Origin of the sequence: Cupriavidus sp. SS-3, from assembly GCF_035818815.1 — a bacterium.
Lineage (GTDB): Bacteria > Pseudomonadota > Gammaproteobacteria > Burkholderiales > Burkholderiaceae > Cupriavidus > Cupriavidus taiwanensis_C.
This window is the reverse complement of sequence record NZ_JAYLVT010000011.1, coordinates 125859-138340: the sequence shown is the minus strand read 5'-3', so window position 1 is coordinate 138340 and position 12482 is coordinate 125859. Positions and strand designations below refer to the sequence as shown.

Here is a 12482-nt window from a genome sequence, read left to right as displayed (position 1 = left end):
GCCATGGACCAGGCCGCGAGCCTGCGCCGCATGCTGGCGCCGCGCACCACGCGCCGCATCGCCGTGCTCGCCAGCGAACGCGGCGCCGGCGCGACCACCGTGGCGCTGGGTTTGTCGCATGCGCTGGCGATGCAAGGCGAGCGCGTGCTGCTGGTCGACGAAGACGCCAACGCCCCTGCCACGCGCTGGTCCGGCGCCAGGCCGGCGGGCACGCTGGCTGACGTCCACGCGGGCCGGCTGTCGCTCGATGCGGCGGCGGGCGTGAGCCCGCAAGGCGTGCTGTCGGTACTGCCGGCGGGCCGGCCGGTGCCGGGCGCTGCCTTGGCGCAGGCGGCGACGAACGATTTCCGCAGCGTGCTGGTCGATGCCGCCCCCGACGCCGACGGCGCGCTGTCGACGCTTGCGGGCGATGCGCACAACGTGCTGGTGGTGATGCGCCCGGAGCTGGCATCGATCACCGCCGCCTACGCCTGCATCAAGCGGCTGCACCACCTGTATGCGTGGCGCCAGTTCCACCTGATCGTCAACCTGGCGGCCAGCGAAGCCACGGTGCAGGCCATCCTGCGCAACCTGGCGCGCACTGCCAGCCAGTACCTCGGCGTCGAAGTGCTGTGCGCGGGCTGGCTGCCGGCGGATCCGCTGGTGGCGCGCGCCGCGCAGCTGGGCCGCTGCGTGGTCGATGCCTTCCCGGCCGCGCCGGCCACCGCGGCCCTGCGCCGCAGCGCCGGCGGCATCGGCGCCTGGCCGTTGCGCGCGGATGCCGCCGCGCCAGCAGCCGCGCCCGCCATGGCCTGAGCCTGCCAGCCATGCCACCCGAAACCACCACAGCCTGAGCCAGCCGGCACGCCAAGGCGTACCGGTCCAGCCATCCAGCAGTCACGAGAATTGCACCATGTACACGATCCAGGGAAAGCTCGAACAGGCCGATGTGGTCAAGGCGCACGCCCAGCTGGTGCGCCGCATCGCGCTGCAGCTCGCCGCGCGGCTGCCCGCCAGCGTGCAGATCGACGACCTGATCCAGGCCGGCATGATCGGCCTGCTCGACGCCGCCAAGCGCTATGAAGACACCCACGGCGCGCGCTTCGAGACCTACGCCAGCCAGCGCATCCGCGGCGCCATGCTCGACGAGGTGCGCGCCAACGACTGGCAATCGCGCAGCCTGCGCCAGTTCACCCGCCGCATCGAACGCACCCAGCGCAACCTGGAACAGAAGCTCGGCCGCACGCCGATCGACTCCGAAGTGGCCGAGGCCATGGAGATGCCGCTGGACGAATACCAGCTGCTGCTCAACGAGGTCTATGGCTGCCAGCTGCTGCACTATGAAGACTTCGAGCGCTCCGGCGAAGAAGACTTTCTCGACCGCCACCTCGGCGGCAGCGACGACGGCAACCCGCTGACCGTGCTGATGGAAAGCGGCATGCGCGAGGCACTGGTCCGCGCCATCGAACGCCTGCCCGAGCGCGAGAAGCTGGTGCTGTCGCTGTGCTACGACCAGGAACTGAACCTGCGCGAAATCGGCGCCGTGCTCGAGGTGACCGAGTCGCGCGTATGCCAGATCCGCGGCCAGGCCATCAACCGGCTGCGCAGCCAGTTGCGCGGCCTGCTGTGATGCCCGGCAAGGCGCGCGCCGCGCGTGGCGCTTGCTGGCTGCTGGCCGCGGTATCGGCGTGCGCGTGGGCCGCGTTCGACGCCGGCACCCGCCACGCCTGGACCGGCTCGGTCAACGGCCCGGCCCTGCACGGCCGCGGCCAGCGCGCGGTATCGCCGCCAATCCTGCCCACCGGCGTATTGCCGCAATCGGAAGGGGTCATTACCTCGGTGCGCTGGCGCTACAGCTTCGCCAAGACGCCGCCGGCGGAACTGCAGGCCTACCTGTGCAATGCGCAACGCTGCGTGTTGCTGACGCAGGCCGAGGGCAAGACCGATGCGTTCTTCGGCGACGATGCCACCAAGGGGTTTGTGTTTGCGTTCCGGGTGCCGGGGCAGGGGAGCCTGGTGCCGGTGTTGCAGGGGCGGAGTAATGAGGTGGTGGTGGGGTTCAGGTAGGGATGAATGTTCCGTTTTTTCGTCACTTATCAACAAGTGACGAAAAAATGGAACATCAGGCGATCCAGGGAAAGCCGTGTGAAAGCGGGCAATGAAATATGATCTTCTCAAGAATTCATGCTCGACGAACACCGCTCAAGCATTGGAGAACATCGGCATCCTGGCACATGACCCACGCAACATACAGACGCCCATTACGCCCGCCGAGCTATTATTCGTGGTTAGCAAGTCCAACCGTGTCGTGGAAAGAAGGCTGTATCCAAAAGGTTGGAAGCATGGCGCGTCCACCAACTGGTAGACCATGAGGAAGATATTCATTACCTTGGGATTGCTTACGCTTATGGCCGGAGCGTACGTATTTGTCACGGGTCTGCGCATCAGTTTTACGCCAAGCGTGACCATTACTGCCGTTAAGCTCTACGCTACCGAAGAGGATGCCAGTGCGCAGAGCGAGAACTTCCAGATGTTGCCAATCAATACCAAGTGCTATCTAACCAAGGTCGGGAGCAAGCACAACACTATGCGCGTGCGCTGCGAAGAGCCGGCGGTTGAGGGTTGGATTTGGGACTTCCACCTATTTGAGCCACCGCTTTGAGCTGCGAATCATATCTGCCACCACGACGGTGGCGTGGTCCCGCGCACGATTTGTGTACTCCCTCTCCCGCTTGTGGGAGAGGTTAGGGGTGAGGGCGGGAATATCAACGAAGTGAAGGCCGTCGCTATTACCACCGCCGGCCCTCACCCCCGCCCCTCTCCCGCAAGCGGGAGAGGGGAGAAAACCTGCAGCGTCATCATTGCCTCGAGCTTTCCAATTCCCGCTTGTGTACTCCCTCTCCCGCTTGCGGGAGAGGGTTGGGGTGAGGGCGAGCGCATCAACGAAGTGAACGCGCACGCTATTGCCATTGCAGAAAGCGCACAGCAACCGAACCCTTACCCGGCCGCCAGACTAACCCCACCCACACCCGCCGCCGCCTTCCCATCCTTCCCATACAACCCCGCATCCCCGCCACTATGCTGGCGCAGCGCCTGGATGGCTTCACGGGTGAAGTCGAGATGGGCGTCCACCACCGCCCCGTTGAGCGCATTGGCGTCACGCGCGGTGCGGGCCGCAAAGATCAGCCCGCGCCAGGCATCGGCCACGGCCGGTTCGACCTGGCGGCCGAGCAACTGGCCTTCTGGGCCCGCGCGCAGGCCCAGCGCGCCCATCTGGGCTTCGCGGGCCTTGAGCTGGCGGGACAAAGCCTGGCCCAGTTCGACCTTGCGCGTCAGCAGCCCGCTCAGGGACTGGAAGTCGCCCCGCTTGAGGGCGTCGCGCTCTTCGGCGAGGAGTTGGCCGAAGGCCTGGATGCCTTCGGTTTCGCGCTGCAGGGACTGGATCAGGCTCTGGCTCATGGTGGCTATTTGGGGTCGGCCTGGCCGAGCTCGCGCAGGGTGGCGAGCAGGCCATCGGCAATCTTGCCCGGGTCGATGCGGATCCGGCCTTCGGCGATGGCCTGGCGGATCTCTTCGACCTTGGCGGTATCGATATCGTCGTCAGCCGGCTGGGCCAGGCGGGCGCTGATGTCGCGCACCTGGGCGGCCAGCGGGCTGACGCTCAGGCCGGCGGACGGCGTGGCCGCATCGGCGGCGGCCGGGGCGGCGTGGGGCCGGGCGGCGTCGCCAGCGGCGGCGTCGGCCGGACGGGACGAGGTGGAGTGGTTGATCTTCACGGGGCGATCCTTGCTGGTTTCCTATGGCATTACGGACGCGCAGGCGAATTCTTTAGGGCGCCTGGCCCGGATTCGCTGCACGGCGGCTGCGGCGGCATTTTCGCACGCCGCCTGCCCCGGGATTCCAGTCAATTCAGCCACGATTACAGCACCTGGCGCACCGTCATTGCAGCACCACGGTGTCGCCGCTGCGCACCAGGCCATTGACCACCTGGCCGTTGCGCAGCCGTACCTGCACGGTATTGCCGGTGGCGGCGTCGGCCAGCACCTTGCCTTCGCTGGTGATCTGGAAGGCGTCGCCCTCGACCGCCACGGTGACGGTCTGGCCCTGGCGCACGGCGATGGCCTTGCGCAGCAGGTCGGTGCGCAGCGGCGAGCCGGCGGCGATGCGGTTGGCGGTGACGGCCCCCGCAAGCTGCGCCGGATCGGTGATCACCGCGCGCGGCAGCGCGCCCAGGTCGCCCTGGCGGATTTCCACATCGGCCTGGCCGACCGGCTCGCCCGGGCCCAGCGCGCGCGCGGCCACGTAATAGTCGGTCAGCACGGAGACGCGCGCCTGCATGTAGCGCACCCAGGGCCGCTCGCCGCCGCAGCGCACGCCTACCGAGACGCGTCCCCACGGGGAAGCGCCGGCGGGCAGGAACGGGTCGGGCGCGATGCATTCGGGCGCGCGCCCGCCTGACGGCGGCGCCACCTGCACGCTCACCTTGCCCGGCAGGCCGGCGGCCTGCTGCTGCAGGAAGCGCTCGACGGCCACGCGTGCGGGGTCTTCCGTGAAGGGGCTGCCCGCGGCGGAGGCGGGGCTGCCGGGACCATGCGCGGCCGGCGCCTGCATGGCGACCGGCGTGATCTGCGCCGGCGCGGCGCCCGCGGCGCCAGGGCCAAGCAGGCAGGCGCCAAGCAGGTAAGCGCCCAGCGGCGCTTGCGCCAGGCGGCGCGCGTTGCGGCAATGCTGTTTCATCTGGACTTCCCGGCAAGGACGGCGCACGGCCCCGTGACTGGCTGCGCGCGCCGTATACATCTGTCATCGGGGCCCATTGTAGGCAGCGCCTCGCGCGCGGGCGGGCCGAAATGCGCGGATTTCCCGTCCTTATTCATCCGATTGGCGTGACAGGTCCCCGCCTAAGATGCCAACCCTGAAGAACCCCGGTTCGCCCCGCTTATGGGGGCGCCTTGTCAGCAGGGAGATGCAGATGATTGACAGACTCGACGCGGCGCTACGCTTCCAGCAGGAAGCGCTGAGCCTGCGCAACCAGCGGCAGTCGGTGATTGCCTCGAACATCGCGCACGCGGACACGCCCGGCTACAAGGCGCGCGACTTTGATTTCTCCAGCACGCTGGCGCAGACCGTGGAGCGCGGCCACCGCAACGAGGGCATGTCGCTGTCGACCACGTCGGTGCGCCACCTGCCCGCGCAGGCGCCCGGGCGCGAGGAATTCGACCTGGCCTACCGCATCCCGCTGCAGTCCAGCGTGGACGGCAACACCGTGGAAATGGACACCGAACGCGTGGCCTTTGCCGACAACGCCGTGCACTTCGAGTCCGGCCTGACGGTGATGAATTCCAGGATCAAGACCATGCTGGCGGCAATCCAGCAGTAACGCAGGAGCGAACCCATGCCGGCAATGAACATCTTCGACGTCGCGGGCTCGGCCATGGCCGCGCAGTCGCAGCGCATGAACGTGACCGCGTCCAACCTGGCCAACGCCGACAGCGTGGTCAGCCCCAACGGCCAGGCCTACCGCGCCAAGCAGGTGGTGTTCGGCATGGCGCCCACGCCGGGACAGACCGATATCGGCGGCGTGCAGGTGCAGGGCGTGAGCGAGGACCCGTCGCCCCCGCGCATGGTGCACAACCCCACCCATCCGATGGCCAATGCGCAGGGCTATGTGGTGATGCCCAACGTCAACCCGGTGGAGGAGATGGTCAACATGATCTCGGCCTCGCGCTCCTACCAGGCCAACGTGGAGGTGCTCAACACCGCCAAGAACATGATGCTCAAGACGCTGACGATCGGCCAGTGACACGCGCCGGCCCATCACGGCAACGGCTCCATCCGCACCTCGCACACAAGCAACTGACATGACCACCACCCCGCCGGTAGGCAGCAACACGCAAGGCATCAACGACGCGCTCAAGAGCGGCAGCGCCAGCGCGTCCGAGCTGCAGAACAACTTCCTGACCATGCTCGTCACGCAGATGAACAACCAGGATCCGCTCAACCCGATGGACAACGCGCAGCTGACCTCGCAGCTGGCGCAGATCAGCACGGTCAGCGGCATGCAGACCATGAACGCGACGCTGTCGCAGCTGCTGGGGCAGGTCAGCGCCAGCCGCGCCATGGATTCCGCGGCGCTGATCGGCCGTACCGTGATGGTGCCGGGCAAGCAGGTCTCGGTGGAAGGCGGCGTGCCGGGCAAGATCGGCGTGGACCTGCCGTCGACCGCGGACGCGGTCACCGTCGACGTGCTCGACAAGGACGGCAACGTGGTGCGCACCATCGACATGAAGGGCCAGACCGCGGGCGTGCACAACATCGCGTGGGACGGCAAGAACAACGCCGGCGTGGCGGTGGCCGACGGCGACTACACCTTCAAGGTGAGCGCCACCGCCAACGGCACCTCGGTGAAGCCGGTGGCGCTGGTGTACGGCAAGGTCGAGAGCATCAGCGGCGACGCCAGCGGCGTGCTGGTGGACCTGGGCGACGGCCAGACCGCCAACGTCGACGACGTGCGCCGCATTCTCTAATACGCAGGTGCCGGCAGCGCGCGGGCGCCAGGCCGGCTTCAACCACAGCCTAGATAAAAGGAAGCAATCATGGGTTTCGGTCAAGGGGTAAGCGGCCTGAACGCCGCCGCGTCCAACCTGGACGTGATCGGCAACAACATCGCCAACGCCAACACGGTTGGCTACAAGCAATCGGCCGCGCAGTTCGCCGACGTCTACGCGGGTACCAAGATCGGCCTGGGCGTGCGCGTGAACTCGGTGGTGCAGTCGTTCAACCAGGGCAATATCGAGGCCTCGGGCCGGTCCCTGGACGTGGCCATCACCAACGGCAACGGCTTCTTCCGCATGACCAGCCCGGAAGGCGCGGTCTACTACTCGCGCAACGGCCAGTTCCAGCGCCAGGAAGACGGCCGCATCACCAATATGCAGGGCTTGCAGGTGACGGGCTATCCGGCCGGCGTGGCCGGCGGCGCCGGCGTGCAGCCGCAGCCGCTGGTGATCAGCAACGCGCAGATGGAGCCGCGCGCCACCAGCAGCATCACCGCCAAGTTCCAGCTCGATTCGCGCGCCACCGTGCCGACGCAGGCGTTTGCCAGCGCGCCCGGCGTGTCGCCGACCAGCAACATGTTCAACTACAGCACGGCGATCAACGTCTATGACTCGCTGGGCAACAAGCAGCAGCTGATGGCGTACTTCGCCAAGTCGGGCGCTGCGCCCACCGTGCCGGGCGGCACCGACTGGCAGATGTACGTGACCGACGTCAACGGCAACACCGTCGGCGGCGCGCCGGTCACGCTGTCGTTCGACAACGCCGGCGCGCTGCAGGCGCCGGGCGCGGGCGCGGTCACGCTGACCCAGCCGGCGGCCAACGGTGCCCAGGCCATGGCCATGCGCCTGGACCTGACCGGCACCACCCAGTTCGGCGCCGACAACGACGTCAAGCAGCTGAGCCAGAACGGCTATACCTCGGGCAGCCTGCTGGGCTTCTCGGTCAACGGCGACGGCACCATCACCGGCAACTATTCCAACGAGCAGACCAAGCCGCTGGGCCAGATCGTGATGGCCGCGTTCGGCAACGTCGAAGGCCTGAAGCCCGAGGGCGACAACGTGTGGTCCGCCACCGGCTCGTCCGGCCAGCCGCTGCTCGGCGTGGCCGGCGGCAGCCTGGGCACGCTGCGCTCGAACGCGGTGGAAGCCTCCAACGTGGACCTGTCCGGCCAGCTGGTCAACCTGATCGTGGCCCAGCGCAACTACCAGGCCAACGCGCAGACCATCAAGGCGCAGGACACGGTCATGCAGACCCTGGTGAACCTGTGATCGCCACGCTGAGCTGAGCCGCCGCCATGGACCGCATGATCTACACCGCCCTGTCGGGCGCCAAGCAGATACTCGACCAGCAAGCGGCGGTATCGAACAACCTCGCCAACGTCTCGACGCCGGCGTTCCGCGCCCAGGTCAACCTGTACCGCGCGGTGCCGGTGGTCGGGGCGGAGGCCGGCACGCGCGCCTTCACGCTGGCGTCCACGCCGGGTGCCGACATGCGCGCCGGGCCGCTGACCTACACCGGCCGCGCGCTCGACGTGGCGCTGCAGGGCAACGGCTGGCTGGTGGTGCAGGCGCCGGACGGCAGCGAGGCCTATACCCGCGCCGGCGCGCTGCAGGTGGCGCAGGACGGCCAGGTGCAGACCCTCTCCGGCCTGCCGGTGATGGGCGACGGCGGTCCGCTGGCGGTGCCGCCGGGCTCGCAGGTGACCATCGGCACCGACGGCACCATCACCGCGCGCGGCCCGGGCGAGGCCTCGGCCGGGCTGGCGCAGGTGGGCCGGCTGCGCGTGGTCAACTCGCCCAACGACGCCATCGCCCGCGGCGATGACGGCCTGTTCCGCCTGCGCCCCGGCGCGCAGCCGCTCGAGGCCGATCCCACCGTGCGCGTGATCTCGGGCGCGCTCGAAGGCAGCAACGTCAACCCGACCGAAGCCATGGTCGAGATGATCGCCAATGCGCGCCGCTTCGAGATGCAGATGAAGATGATCCAGGGCGCCGACGGCAACGAGCAGCGCGCCAACCAGCTGCTCTCGACCAACTGAACCGAATGACCGGCCGGCACGGCGTTGTCGTGCCGGCCCACAGCACCCACCAAGGACCCACATGATCCGCTCTCTCTGGATTGCCAAGACCGGCCTCGATGCGCAGCAGACGCAGATGGACGTGATCTCGAACAACCTGGCCAACGTGTCGACCAACGGCTTCAAGCGCGGCCGCGCGGTGTTCGAGGAACTGATGTACCAGACCATCCGCCAGCCCGGTGCGCTGTCGTCGGACCAGACCACGCTGCCCTCGGGCATGCAGCTGGGCACCGGCGTGCGCCCGGTGGCGACCGAGCGCATCCACACCCAGGGCAATCCGCAGCAGACCGGCAATGCCAAGGACGTGGCCATCCTGGGCCAGGGCTTTTTCCAGGTGGCGCTGCCCGACGGCACCACCGCCTATACCCGCGACGGCTCGTTCCAGGTGGACCAGAACGGCCAGCTGGTCACGTCCAGCGGCTTCGTGATCCAGCCCGCCATCACCATCCCGGCCAACACGCTGTCGATGACCATCGGCCGCGACGGCACGGTGTCGGTGACGCAGCCGGGCTCCAGCGCCAACGTGCAGGTGGGGCAGCTGCAGCTGGCCACCTTCATGAACCCGGCCGGCCTGGAAAGCATGGGCGAGAACCTCTACGTGCAGACCGATGCCTCGGGCGCGCCCAACACCACCGTGCCGGGCCTGAACGGCGCGGGCGTGGTGCAGCAGAACTATGTCGAGGCGTCCAACGTCAACGTGGTCGAGGAACTGGTCAGCATGATCCAGACCCAGCGCGCGTACGAGATCAACAGCAAGGCGGTGCAGGCCTCCGACCAGATGCTGCAGCGCCTGGCGCAACTGGGTTGACTGGTGTGAACATGGCCACCTTGCTTTCCCGCCTGGGCGCGCGTGCGCTGGTTTGCCTGGCCGGCGTGGCAATGCTGGCCGCCAGCGGCTGCGCGCTGATGCCGCGCGAGCCGCTGGTGCAGATGCCGACCACGGCGCGCGCCGAGCCGCGCCCGATCGGCCCGGCTTCCGGCTCGATCTACCAGTCGTCGTACGCCGGCATACCGCTGTTCGAGGACCGCCGCCCGCGCAACGTGGGCGACATCCTGACCATCCTCATCACCGAGAACGTCAACGCCAGCAAGAACTCCGGCACCAACACCAGCCGCACCGGCAACGCCGCGCTGGCGTTCGAGTCCGTGCCGCGCGCGCTGGGCGGCCTGTTCGGCACCAGCCAGAACGCCAACATCAACGGCGCCAACACCATGAAGGCCAGCGGTGGCGCCAGCGCGGCCAACACCTTCAACGGCACCATCACCGTGACCGTGCTGGAAGTGCTGGCCAACGGCAACCTGGTGGTCTCCGGCGAAAAGCAGATGGCCATCAACCAGGGCGCCGAGTTCATCCGTTTCTCGGGCGTGGTCAATCCCCGCACCATCACCGGCGACAACGCCGTGCTGTCGACGCAGGTCGCCGATGCGCGCATCGAATACACCGCCAAGGGGGTGATCGACGAAGCGCAGAACATGGGCTGGCTGCAGCGCTTCTTCCTCAATGTTTCTCCGTTCTGACCGCGCCATGTCTGCCCAGATGCTCGCTCGTTTCCTGTCCCGCCTGCTGCGGCTGACCATGGTCAGCCTGGCGCTGGGCGTGGCCTTTGGCGCCTTTGCCACCAGTGCCAAGGCCGAGCGCCTGAAGAACCTGGCCACCTTCCAGGGCGTGCGCGACAACCCGCTGGTCGGCTACGGCCTGGTGGTGGGGCTGGACAACACCGGCGACCAGACCATGCAGACGCCGTTCACCACGCAGAGCCTGACCAACATGCTCTCGCAGCTGGGGATCACGCTGCCGGCCGGCAAGAACATGCAGCTCAAGAACGTGGCGGCGGTGATGGTCACAGCCTCGCTGCCCGCGTTCGCGCAGCCTGGCAGCCAGCTCGACGTGGTGGTGTCGTCGATGGGCAATGCCAAGAGCCTGCGCGGCGGCACGCTGCTGATGACGCCGCTCAAGGGGGCCGACGGCCAGGTCTACGCCATCGCCCAGGGCAACATGCTGGTGGGCGGCGCCGGCGCGTCGGCCAACGGCAGCAAGGTGCAGATCAACCAGCTGGCGGTGGGCCGCATCGCCAACGGCGCCATCGTCGAACGCGCGGTCGCGCCGTTCCAGCCCGATGGCGGCGTGCTCAACCTGGAACTGAAGGACACGGATTTCAGCACCGCCGAGCGCGTGGTCGAAGCCATCAACCGCAACATGGGCGGCGGCGTGGCCGCGGCGCTGGACGGGCGCGTGGTGCAGGTGCGCGCGCCGGTGTCGCCGGCGGCGCGCGTGGGCTTCCTGGCCCGCATCGAGAATCTCGACGTGACGCCGGCGAAGGCCGCGGCCAAGGTGATCCTGAACGCCCGCACCGGCTCCATCGTGATGAACCAGGCGGTGACGGTGGAAGACTGCGCGGTGGCGCACGGCAACCTGTCGGTGGTCATCAACACGCAGCCGGTGATCAGCCAGCCCGCGCCGTTCAGCGAGGGGCAGACCGTGGTGGCGCCAGTGTCGCAGATCGACATGAGGCAGCAGGGCGGCTCGCTGCAGATCGTCAAGGCGGGCGCCTCGCTGGCCGCCGTGGTCAAGGGGCTGAACGCGCTGGGCGCGACCCCCGCCGACCTGCAGACCATCCTGGAAGCGATGCGCGCGGCCGGTGCGCTGCGCGCCGAGCTGGAAGTGATCTGACCATGAACAGCGGCATCAACGGTGGCGCGATGCCTGCGACCGGCGCCGACCTGACCCAGCGCTTCGCGCTGGACACGCAGGGCTTCGAGGCGCTCAAGCACAGCGCGCGCGGCGGCGCCGACGCCAATACGCTGCAGGCCGTCGCCAAGCAGTTCGAGGCGGTGTTCACGCAGATGGTGCTCAAGAGCATGCGCGACGCCACGCCGCAGGACGGCCTGTTCGACAACGAGCAGAGCAAGCTCTACCTGTCGATGATGGACCAGCAGCTGGCGCAGCAGATGTCGTCGCGCGGCATCGGCCTGGCCGACGTGATGGTGCGCCAGCTGGCGCGCGCCACCGGCACCGCGATGCCCGCCGGCATGAACGCGCTGACGCCGGCCGAGGCCGGCAAGGCCGCCGATGCCGAGCTGGCCAGGCTGCTCGACAGCCGCGGCGCCGGCGCCATGCCCGCCGATGCCGGCGAGCAGGCCGACCTGCCCGCCATCGGCACCATCGTCGCGGGCCAGCAATGGAATCCCACCGCGGGCCTGCGCCAGTACCAGCCGCAGTCCTACGGGGACCACGGCCAGGGCGAAGACCGGCTCGGCCGGCTGCCCGACGATGCGCCCGCGCACGTCAGCGCCTTCGTCGCCCGCATGGCCGGCCCCGCCGAAGCTGCTGCCCGCGCCAGCGGCGTGCCGGCACGGCTGATCGTCGGCCAGGCCGCGCTGGAATCCGGCTGGGGCCAGCGCGAAATCACGCACGCCGATGGCTCGACCACGTTCAACGTCTTCGGCATCAAGGCCGGCCCCAGCTGGAAGGGCCGCGTCGCGGAAATCACCACCACCGAATACATCGACGGCCAGCCGCAGAAGGTGCGGGCGAAGTTCCGCGCCTATGGGTCCTACGACGAGGCTTGCGCCGACTACGCGCGCCTGCTGACCAGCAACCCGCGCTACGCGGGCGTGGTCAGCGCGGCCAGCGCCGAGGACGCGGCGCATGGCTTGCAGAGGGCGGGGTATGCCACGGATCCGGCGTACGGGCACAAGCTGGTGAAGATCATGAAGAAGGTGGCGGCTTAGGGTCAAAGCTTTGCTTGTAGCCGCCGGCCGCATCATTGCCTCGGCGTTTCAAATTCCCGCTTGTGTACTCCCTCTCCCGCAAGCGGGAGAGGGGAGAAAGCCGCCGCACCGCAAGCGGCAGTGCGTTCCGATTCATTCCCAG

Annotated in this window: 16 protein-coding genes; 13 read left to right on the top strand and 3 right to left on the bottom strand. The window is 68.4% G+C overall.

From position 1 onward, the window contains the following. Nucleotides 1-3: 3 nt before the first annotated feature. The 4 genes from U9J39_RS18275 (at nucleotide 4) to U9J39_RS18260 (ending at nucleotide 2641) form a co-directional block, all read left to right on the top strand. Entirely contained in the window at nucleotides 4-795 is a 792-nt protein-coding gene (locus U9J39_RS18275; protein WP_326347745.1) for a MinD/ParA family ATP-binding protein, read from the top strand. A 97-nt stretch (nucleotides 796-892) separates the two neighbouring features. Then, the gene (locus U9J39_RS18270; protein WP_115699513.1) at nucleotides 893-1609 is read left to right on the top strand and encodes an RNA polymerase sigma factor FliA; all 717 of its coding nucleotides are present in this window, start codon (nucleotides 893-895) and stop codon (nucleotides 1607-1609) included. Beyond that, entirely contained in the window at nucleotides 1609-2046 is a 438-nt protein-coding gene (locus tag U9J39_RS18265) for a flagellar protein FlhE (RefSeq protein ID WP_116313362.1), read from the top strand. Before U9J39_RS18270 ends, U9J39_RS18265 begins: the two co-directional genes overlap by 1 nt. A 301-nt stretch (nucleotides 2047-2347) precedes the next feature. Beyond that, on the top strand, nucleotides 2348-2641 hold the full coding sequence (locus U9J39_RS18260) for a hypothetical protein (RefSeq protein WP_018006611.1): 294 nt from the start codon (nucleotides 2348-2350) through the stop codon (nucleotides 2639-2641). Between the two features lie 335 nt (nucleotides 2642-2976). On the opposite strand, the gene U9J39_RS18255 is transcribed toward U9J39_RS18260, so the two are convergent. From U9J39_RS18255 to flgA, 3 genes are all read right to left on the bottom strand, one after another. Continuing rightward, nucleotides 2977-3438 (bottom strand): flagellar protein FlgN, encoded by a 462-nt coding sequence (locus tag U9J39_RS18255; RefSeq protein WP_115712056.1) that lies wholly within the window; start codon nucleotides 3436-3438, stop codon nucleotides 2977-2979. A gap of 5 nt (nucleotides 3439-3443) precedes the next feature. Beyond that, on the bottom strand, nucleotides 3444-3755 hold the full coding sequence (gene flgM, locus U9J39_RS18250; RefSeq protein ID WP_116379714.1) for a flagellar biosynthesis anti-sigma factor FlgM: 312 nt from the start codon (nucleotides 3753-3755) through the stop codon (nucleotides 3444-3446). Between the two features lie 163 nt (nucleotides 3756-3918). After that, complete coding sequence (flgA, locus tag U9J39_RS18245; RefSeq protein ID WP_326347704.1) at nucleotides 3919-4716, bottom strand: flagellar basal body P-ring formation chaperone FlgA; 798 nt, start codon at nucleotides 4714-4716, stop codon at nucleotides 3919-3921. Between the two features lie 232 nt (nucleotides 4717-4948). Between flgA and flgB the strand changes: the two genes are divergently transcribed. The 9 genes from flgB (at nucleotide 4949) to flgJ (ending at nucleotide 12340) form a co-directional block, all read left to right on the top strand. Next, entirely contained in the window at nucleotides 4949-5356 is a 408-nt protein-coding gene (gene flgB / locus U9J39_RS18240; protein WP_112774630.1) for a flagellar basal body rod protein FlgB, read from the top strand. A gap of 15 nt (nucleotides 5357-5371) precedes the next feature. Then, complete coding sequence (gene flgC, locus U9J39_RS18235) at nucleotides 5372-5779, top strand: flagellar basal body rod protein FlgC (RefSeq protein ID WP_115699518.1); 408 nt, start codon at nucleotides 5372-5374, stop codon at nucleotides 5777-5779. A 58-nt stretch (nucleotides 5780-5837) separates the two neighbouring features. After that, on the top strand, nucleotides 5838-6503 hold the full coding sequence (gene flgD, locus U9J39_RS18230; protein ID WP_116313366.1) for a flagellar hook assembly protein FlgD: 666 nt from the start codon (nucleotides 5838-5840) through the stop codon (nucleotides 6501-6503). Nucleotides 6504-6572: 69 nt separating this feature from the next. Then, nucleotides 6573-7799 carry a flagellar hook protein FlgE gene (gene flgE, locus U9J39_RS18225; RefSeq protein WP_326347703.1) on the top strand — a complete coding sequence of 409 codons (1227 nt, stop codon included), beginning with the start codon at nucleotides 6573-6575 and terminating at the stop codon, nucleotides 7797-7799. A gap of 26 nt (nucleotides 7800-7825) precedes the next feature. Continuing rightward, nucleotides 7826-8569 (top strand): flagellar basal body rod protein FlgF, encoded by a 744-nt coding sequence (locus U9J39_RS18220; protein WP_326347702.1) that lies wholly within the window; start codon nucleotides 7826-7828, stop codon nucleotides 8567-8569. A 61-nt stretch (nucleotides 8570-8630) separates the two neighbouring features. Then, nucleotides 8631-9416, top strand: a complete 786-nt coding sequence (flgG, locus tag U9J39_RS18215; protein ID WP_012355134.1) for a flagellar basal-body rod protein FlgG — start codon at nucleotides 8631-8633, stop codon at nucleotides 9414-9416. Nucleotides 9417-9427: 11 nt separating this feature from the next. Continuing rightward, nucleotides 9428-10126 (top strand): flagellar basal body L-ring protein FlgH, encoded by a 699-nt coding sequence (gene flgH / locus U9J39_RS18210; protein ID WP_326347701.1) that lies wholly within the window; start codon nucleotides 9428-9430, stop codon nucleotides 10124-10126. Between the two features lie 7 nt (nucleotides 10127-10133). Beyond that, entirely contained in the window at nucleotides 10134-11279 is a 1146-nt protein-coding gene (locus U9J39_RS18205; protein ID WP_269462432.1) for a flagellar basal body P-ring protein FlgI, read from the top strand. 2 nt (nucleotides 11280-11281) lie between these two features. After that, nucleotides 11282-12340 (top strand): flagellar assembly peptidoglycan hydrolase FlgJ, encoded by a 1059-nt coding sequence (flgJ, locus tag U9J39_RS18200; protein ID WP_115682275.1) that lies wholly within the window; start codon nucleotides 11282-11284, stop codon nucleotides 12338-12340. The last annotated feature ends 142 nt before the right edge of the window (nucleotides 12341-12482 follow it).

Bases quoted from the DNA above. Each gene is read 5' to 3' on its own strand.
- U9J39_RS18275 (WP_326347745.1), top strand. From the start codon at position 4: ATGGACCAGGCCGCGAGCCTGCGCCGCATGCTGGCGCCGCGCACCACG.
- U9J39_RS18270 (WP_115699513.1), top strand. From the start codon at position 893: ATGTACACGATCCAGGGAAAGCTCGAACAGGCCGATGTGGTCAAGGCG.
- U9J39_RS18265 (WP_116313362.1), top strand. From the start codon at position 1,609: ATGCCCGGCAAGGCGCGCGCCGCGCGTGGCGCTTGCTGGCTGCTGGCC.
- U9J39_RS18260 (WP_018006611.1), top strand. From the start codon at position 2,348: ATGAGGAAGATATTCATTACCTTGGGATTGCTTACGCTTATGGCCGGA.
- U9J39_RS18255 (WP_115712056.1), bottom strand. From the start codon at position 3,438: ATGAGCCAGAGCCTGATCCAGTCCCTGCAGCGCGAAACCGAAGGCATC.
- flgA (WP_326347704.1), bottom strand. From the start codon at position 4,716: ATGAAACAGCATTGCCGCAACGCGCGCCGCCTGGCGCAAGCGCCGCTG.
- flgB (WP_112774630.1), top strand. From the start codon at position 4,949: ATGATTGACAGACTCGACGCGGCGCTACGCTTCCAGCAGGAAGCGCTG.
- flgC (WP_115699518.1), top strand. From the start codon at position 5,372: ATGCCGGCAATGAACATCTTCGACGTCGCGGGCTCGGCCATGGCCGCG.
- flgD (WP_116313366.1), top strand. From the start codon at position 5,838: ATGACCACCACCCCGCCGGTAGGCAGCAACACGCAAGGCATCAACGAC.
- flgE (WP_326347703.1), top strand. From the start codon at position 6,573: ATGGGTTTCGGTCAAGGGGTAAGCGGCCTGAACGCCGCCGCGTCCAAC.
- U9J39_RS18220 (WP_326347702.1), top strand. From the start codon at position 7,826: ATGGACCGCATGATCTACACCGCCCTGTCGGGCGCCAAGCAGATACTC.
- flgG (WP_012355134.1), top strand. From the start codon at position 8,631: ATGATCCGCTCTCTCTGGATTGCCAAGACCGGCCTCGATGCGCAGCAG.
- flgH (WP_326347701.1), top strand. From the start codon at position 9,428: ATGGCCACCTTGCTTTCCCGCCTGGGCGCGCGTGCGCTGGTTTGCCTG.
- U9J39_RS18205 (WP_269462432.1), top strand. From the start codon at position 10,134: ATGTCTGCCCAGATGCTCGCTCGTTTCCTGTCCCGCCTGCTGCGGCTG.
- flgJ (WP_115682275.1), top strand. From the start codon at position 11,282: ATGAACAGCGGCATCAACGGTGGCGCGATGCCTGCGACCGGCGCCGAC.